The 3,273-nt window shown below is 72.7% G+C and carries 4 protein-coding genes; 3 read left to right on the forward strand and 1 reads right to left on the reverse strand.

Annotation, left to right across the window (positions count from 1 at the left end; all coding sequences use genetic code 11):
* Positions 1-180 (reverse strand): hypothetical protein (locus ADY01_RS34300; RefSeq protein WP_049580689.1); only part of this gene is annotated, 180 nt, incomplete at its 3' end.
* A gap of 165 nt (positions 181-345) precedes the next feature.
* Between ADY01_RS34300 and ADY01_RS34305 the strand changes: the two genes are divergently transcribed.
* From ADY01_RS34305 to ADY01_RS34315, 3 genes are read left to right on the forward strand one after another with little or no spacing between them, the layout of a single operon-like run.
* On the forward strand, positions 346-1,437 hold the full coding sequence (locus ADY01_RS34305) for a LacI family DNA-binding transcriptional regulator (RefSeq protein WP_199826382.1): 1,092 nt from the start codon (positions 346-348) through the stop codon (positions 1,435-1,437).
* Between the two features lie 5 nt (positions 1,438-1,442).
* On the forward strand, positions 1,443-2,363 hold the full coding sequence (locus ADY01_RS34310; RefSeq protein WP_049580691.1) for an ABC transporter permease: 921 nt from the start codon (positions 1,443-1,445) through the stop codon (positions 2,361-2,363).
* Complete coding sequence (locus tag ADY01_RS34315; protein ID WP_234320527.1) at positions 2,360-3,247, forward strand: ABC transporter permease; 888 nt, start codon at positions 2,360-2,362, stop codon at positions 3,245-3,247. Before ADY01_RS34310 ends, ADY01_RS34315 begins: the two co-directional genes overlap by 4 nt.
* Positions 3,248-3,273: the final 26 nt, after the last annotated feature.

The following is a 3,273-nucleotide window of genomic DNA, read 5'->3' on the forward strand; positions in this document are numbered from 1 at the left end:
GGCGGAGGCGGGCGCGCCGGGCGGCGGGCCCTCGATGGGGCCGAGCTCCCCGCGGCAGATGCGGGCGGCCTCGGCGATCAGGGCGTGCGTCTCCTCGCCGCTCAGGGCGCCGGGCAGGACGGCGAACCCGTCCCGGGCAAAGGAGGCTTCGAGTCCGGTCGTCGTCAGGGTGTCGGTCATGCCCCGATCCTGCGCGGTGGCGCCCCGCGCGGGCCATGGCTCGGCGGCGCGCGGGGATGGCGAATCAGGTCATGCACACATGTTCGCCCAAACTCTTGACTCCCGCCGAAACAGATGAGTAACGTCGGCGCAAGCTCATTTATACGTATTAGACGGGGAGTTCGGGTGGCCAGTTCCGAGCGGCGCCGCCGGCCCACGCAGGTGGACATAGCGCGGCGGGCCGGTGTGTCGCAGGCGACGGTGTCGCTGGTGATCAGCGGTGGCGCAGCCAGTGACCAGATAGCCGAGTCCACGCGGCGCGCCGTGGAGCAGGCGGCGCGGGAGCTGGGGTACGCGGCGAATGTCGCGGCCCGCAGCCTCAAGGGCGGGCGCAACCACCTGCTCGGTCTCTACACCTTCGAGCCGGTCTTCCCCGTCGACCAGCGGGACTTCTACTACCCGTTCCTGGTCGGCGTCGAGGAGGAGACGGCCGCGCAGGGCTACGACCTGCTGCTGTTCTCCTCCGTCGGCTCCGCGGCGGACCGCTCGATCTACGCCGGCGGCGCCAACCGCCTCAAGCTCGCCGACGGCTGCGTCCTGCTGGGCCGCAAGGTGCGGCGCGAGGAGCTGGCCGAGCTGATACGCGAGGACTTCCCGTTCGTCTTCATCGGGCGCCGCGAGGTCGAGGGGGGCGAGGTCTCCTATGTGGCGGCCGACTACGTGTCGGCCACCGCCGCGCTGGTCAGGCGCCTGTCGGAGCTGGGCCACGACCGGATCATGTATCTGCGGGCGGTGGAGGACACCGAGCCCACCTGGGACCGCGAGGCGGGCTATCTGCGCGGACTCGCCGAGAACGGCCTGCCGTTCGACGAGGCGCTGGTGCAGGGGCTCGCCGACCCGGCGGAGCTGTCGGCCGGTCATCTGCGGCGCTGGATCGACGAGCTGGGTGTCACCGCCTTCCTGGTCGAGCCGACCGAGGACAACCGCCTGGTCGAGGCGCTGGCGGCGATGGAGGCGACGGAGCTGATCCGGTTCCCCGCCGACTGCTCGCTGGCGCTGCTGGGCGATCCGCCGTCGTGGACGCCGAAGACGCGGGACTGGACACGGTTCTCGCTGCCCCGCGCCCGGATGGCGAGCGAGGCGGTGCGGCTGCTGGTCGAGCTGCTCGGGGAGCCGGGGGCCGCGGCGGGCCCGGGGCCGCGCCAGCTCTCGGTGCCGTGCAGCTTCGTGCCGGGCGACTCGGCCGGGCCCGTTCCCGCGGGAAGGCGGTCCGCGTGATCCGCATGATCGCCTCCCGGCTGCTGGTCGGCGTCTTCGTGATGTGGGGCGCGGCCTCGCTCATCTTCCTCATCGTCAGGGCCGCGCCCGGCGATCCGGCGACGGTGCTGCTCGGCCCCGACGCGAGCCGGGACCAGATCGACCGGCTCAACGAGACGCTGGGCCTGGACCGCCCGCTCGCCGAGCAGTACCTCTCCTATCTCGGCGACGCGCTCCGGCTGGACTTCGGCGAGTCGCACCGGCTCGGCCGCCCCGCGATGGACGCGGTGTTCGACCGGCTCTCCGCCACGGTGGAGCTGACGCTGACGGCCACCGTGATCGCCGTGGTCGTGGGCCTGACGCTGGGCATGCTGGCGGGCGGCCGGGCCGGCGGGGCGGTGGACCGGGTGGTGTCCGCGGCGACGATCGCGCTCCAGTCGTTCCCCACCTTCTGGATCGGCATCATGCTGGTGCTGTTCTTCGCGCTCGGCCTGCGCTGGCTGCCGAGTTCCGGCGTGGGCACCCCGCAGCACATGATCCTTCCGGCCGTGACGCTGTCGCTGCCGTTCATCGCGATCGTCGCGCGGCTGACGCGCAGCAGCGTCGCGGAGAACATGCGGGAGCCCTATGTAGAGACGGCCCGCTCCAAGGGCCTGACCGAGCCCCAGGTCCTCGTCGGCCACACCCTGCGGAACTCGCTGATCCCCGTGGTGACCGTCGTCGGCCTCCAGATGGGCGCGCTGATGGGGGGCGCCGTCATCGTCGAGAACGTCTTCGCGTGGCCGGGCCTCGGCTCCCTGGTGGTCGACGCGGTGGCCAACCGCGACTACGCCGTGGTCCAGGCCGTGACGCTGCTGATCGCCGGGATCGTCATGGTGCTCAACCTGACGGCCGACCTGCTGGCCACCCGGCTCGACCCACGCATCAGGACGGAGGGCGCGTCATGACCGATCTCGCGACCGCGGGGCGGGAGATGGGGGCGGCGCCGGCCCCGGCGCGGCGCCGGGGGCGGCGCTGGCCGGCCCGGATCCCGTATGTCGTCGTCGGCCTCTACCTCCTGGTGGCGCTGGTCGGGCCGCTGCTCATCGACTACGACCCGGTGCACACGCCGCTGGAGGACCGGCTGCTGTCCCCGGGGTCGGAGACGTCCGACGGCTCGACCGCGTGGCTGGGCACGGACGGCGTGGGCCGGGACGTGCTGGCGCAGATCGTCTACGGGGCGCGCACCTCGGTGATCATCGGCGGGTCCACGGTCGGGATCTCCTGCCTGGTGGGCGTGGCGCTGGGCGCGGTCGCGGGGTACGCGCGCGGCTGGGTGGACGCCGTGCTGGCGCGGATCTTCGACGTGCTGCTGGCGTTCCCCGCGATCCTGCTGGCCATCGTCATCGCCGGGGCGTTCGAACGGAGCGTGCCGCTGGTGGTGTTCGCGCTCTCGGCGACGGCGTGGATCTCGTTCGCCCGGGTGACCCGTTCGATCGCGATGTCGGTGCGGGAGCGGGCCTGGGTGGACGCGGCGCGGGTGATGGGCGTGCCCGCGCGGACGATCCTGGGCCGCCATGTGCTGCCGTTCACGGCCGGGCCGATCGTGGCGCTGGCCACCCTGGAGTTCGCCCTGGTCGTGCTCGCCGAGGCGGGACTGAGCTTCCTCGGCATCGGGCTGCCCCCCTCGACGGTGTCGTGGGGGCAGACCATCGCGGGCGGCAAGGAATACCTGGAGACGGCGTGGTGGATCTCGACGCTTCCCGGTATCGCCCTGTCCCTGCTCATCGTCAACGTCGGAATCCTCGGCGACCAGCTGACCGCCCGCCACCGGCGCGGCGACCTCGCCTGACTCCCCCGATCCCCCACCTCCCCGAC

This window comes from Streptomyces sp. SBT349, from assembly GCF_001083795.1.
In the GTDB taxonomy this organism is placed as follows: Bacteria; Actinomycetota; Actinomycetes; order Streptomycetales; family Streptomycetaceae; genus Streptomyces.